The organism is Aquiflexum sp. (genome assembly GCF_041751335.1).
In the GTDB taxonomy this organism is placed as follows: Bacteria; Bacteroidota; Bacteroidia; order Cytophagales; family Cyclobacteriaceae; genus Aquiflexum.
In genome coordinates this window covers 1-2,771 of the sequence record NZ_JBGSXS010000056.1, presented here as the reverse complement: position 1 = coordinate 2,771, position 2,771 = coordinate 1, and the positions used below count along the sequence as shown (strand labels likewise).

The following is a 2,771-nucleotide window of genomic DNA, read 5'->3' as shown; positions in this document are numbered from 1 at the left end:
CGAATATAGGGGTACCAATTTCGAATCAGATATACATGTGAAATTCAGGGGTTTTCAAATCCCGATATTCAGTAAAATTTATCACGATTATATTCCCAATAAAGTACGGTTCTATTCAGAGTTTGGGGTATTACTTTCTTTATTTAATATCCAAAACGCCACTTCCTATGAAGCTGGAATTAAAGATAAAACAGTAATTACCGAAGAAATTCAATTTAGTTTTCCGGATAGTCATTCAGGAATTCTTTTAGGAGTTGGACTTGAGCGTTACCTGAAGGGCCATAGAGGAATAGTATTGGGAGTAAGAGGATCAATAATTAGGCAAGGCCCCGAAAGCGGTCTGACCCAAATTCAGTTTCATTCCGGATTTAAATTTTAAATATTTTTATGAATAGAGCACATTACCTTTTCATCGGATTAGTTTTCTTTTTGTCCTGCACAGAAGAGGACCAGATTTCAACAAGGGATTATCCTTTTATCGAAAGTATGTCTGCACAATCTTCAGAGGGTGGTGGGGCAACTGTTGAATTTGAAATAATAAAAGCGGGTAAGAATCCAATCACAAATTACGGGGTAGAATACGCAGAAGGTTTGGTTGATATAGAACCTGGAAAATGGCGCTATGAAAAAGTTGATATATCCGGTACGCCAAACAATGCAAAGGTTGTTGTCGACATTCAATATGAATTAGATGAGGACAAATATTATACCTTAAGACCATTTGTAAAAACAGCAAATCAGGTAGTTTATGGTGCGGAAATGACATTTTTAAGCAAAGGTACTCGCCCCCCAATAATCAATGAAATTTCAGTTTCTGGTTTATCCGGAAACACTGAATTTGTGATAAAAGGAGATTATTTCAGCCAGAATAAAAATCTGAACAAAGTTGAAATTTTAGGTTTGGAAAGATATTATTATGTAGAGATCATTCGAAGTACAAATACCGAATTAAAGCTTAGAGCTATTAAAGGGGGGGATATCTTACCTGTGACTGATGAGAAATTCGCATTGAAAGTCACATCAAGAGGCAAATCCATTATTATTCCCCAACATTTTTCAATACAATTCCCCCAAATTCTGGGTATGTCCCCAACACGTGGCCATGTTGGTTCAACTTTCACAATCGAAATTGATCCATTGACTTTTCGGGAAAATGAATTTTATCTGACAACTTCCTTTGCAACTACGACACCAAGTTCGGTTTTAGGAATCATTAATGGTGTTGTAAAAAATATAAATGCCGGATCCTATCAAGTGAAGCTCAATGGAACAGGATATGACCACTTTCACATTTATCACCGGGAATTCGAAGTACTCAATTCATGGAAATTATATAGGGGAAATCCGGGTCAAACCCAGATATCTGAGTTTTTAACTAGGTATAATTTTGGTGATAATATTATCAATTTTTCCTTAGGAGAAAATGCTTCAGTATACTTACAGGATAAATTGACCGGAACATATACCAATTTGAGTGACTTCCCAGAAATGAAAAAACGTAGATTTAATTTTTTATCTGCTACTTTTCAAAATAGGTATCTTTATTTTGGACTTGGGTTTCAGTTCACAGGAAACAATAATGAATGGCTTCAGGATTTTTACAAACTGGATGCTGTTACCAATGAATGGAAAAGAATGTCTGATTTTCCTTTCGATTGGTTATCTGCCGGATTTGGATTTGAATATCAGGGAAATTTGGTTTTTGTGACCTCCCATCCTAATTTTTTGTTTTACGATCCCCTTTCAGATACTTGGTCGGATTCGCAAATTCCGGTTCCTCTGGAATTCAAAAATAAACACGGATACACTGTGTATGAAAATCAGATTTACTTTTACTTAGGGTACCCCGGATTAAATGGTATTTTCAAATTCCGTATTGGGGAAGAACCTACACTTTTCTCGCAAATAAACCCAACCTTTGGTGATATGGGATTTGAAACCAAGAGATTGTTGGTTCATAATAATTCTCTTTACTTTAATTCTGGTAACAAAGTAATAGCCAAAATCGATTTAAGCACAGGGATTTCCAGACAAATCCAAACGATTAATTTCAATAATGTTTCGTATGATCCCATGGATTTGTTCCCCTTTATCCGCAATGAAAAATACTTTCTAGGCTATCCGAATAATAGTTGGGAAATCAGGGACATAGTCTATGAACTTGACTTGGATGATTGAAATCAAATAAATTTCTTAATTTTCCAAGAAGCCCTAAGTAGGTTTGTTTTCCGATTGAAAAGTGCAATTTTCAAACGACACCAAAAGATTAAAAACATCTATTGTGTCCTCCTATGTAGAAGAATTTAATAAAATCCCAGCCCAAGTAATTAATCCTTTTCCTGTAGTACTTCATTCAACATTGCGATAAGATCCTTCTTGATCTCCCTTTTCCCGTCTGAAATTTCCCAGGCTTTTAGTATTTCCGGATGAGCAGATAGCAATTCTTTCATATATCTGTCATCCAAAACCCTGACAGTACCAAACTTGGGATTGAACAGATACAAGTTTGTTCTTGTGGAGGCCAATGCACCTACCAATCCAAAACCGGCAGCGGCAGCGGCATCAGTTACCTGATCTTCAAAAAGAAAATACGGTCCCATCAACTGGGCCTTGACAAAATAATCGGCAGCAGTATATTGTGAAGCGTTCAGGTAAAAGGATTCACCATCTGTAAAAGCAAAAATTCCTTTGATACGTTTATTGCTTTTTTCATCCATAGCCTGGTACCTTGGAAACTTCCCTCCTTCTCCCATGCCTTTTATTGTAAAGCC

General features: G+C 36.3%; 3 protein-coding genes. 2 read left to right on the top strand and 1 reads right to left on the bottom strand.

Annotated features, from left to right (window positions below; genetic code table 11):
• The coding region (locus ACEW8U_RS03205; RefSeq protein WP_373520588.1) for a hypothetical protein at positions 1-379 on the top strand (379 nt) is incomplete at its 5' end.
• A gap of 8 nt (positions 380-387) precedes the next feature.
• Complete coding sequence (locus tag ACEW8U_RS03200; RefSeq protein WP_373520587.1) at positions 388-2,178, top strand: hypothetical protein; 1,791 nt, start codon at positions 388-390, stop codon at positions 2,176-2,178.
• A 149-nt stretch (positions 2,179-2,327) separates the two neighbouring features.
• Here ACEW8U_RS03200 and ACEW8U_RS03195 read toward each other — a convergent pair.
• Positions 2,328-2,771: DUF6563 family protein (locus tag ACEW8U_RS03195; RefSeq protein ID WP_373520586.1), on the bottom strand; the 444-nt coding region annotated here is incomplete at its 5' end.

Excerpts from the sequence above, each read along its gene's own strand:
- ACEW8U_RS03200 (WP_373520587.1), top strand. The coding sequence starts at position 388 with ATGAATAGAGCACATTACCTTTTCATCGGATTAGTTTTCTTTTTGTCC.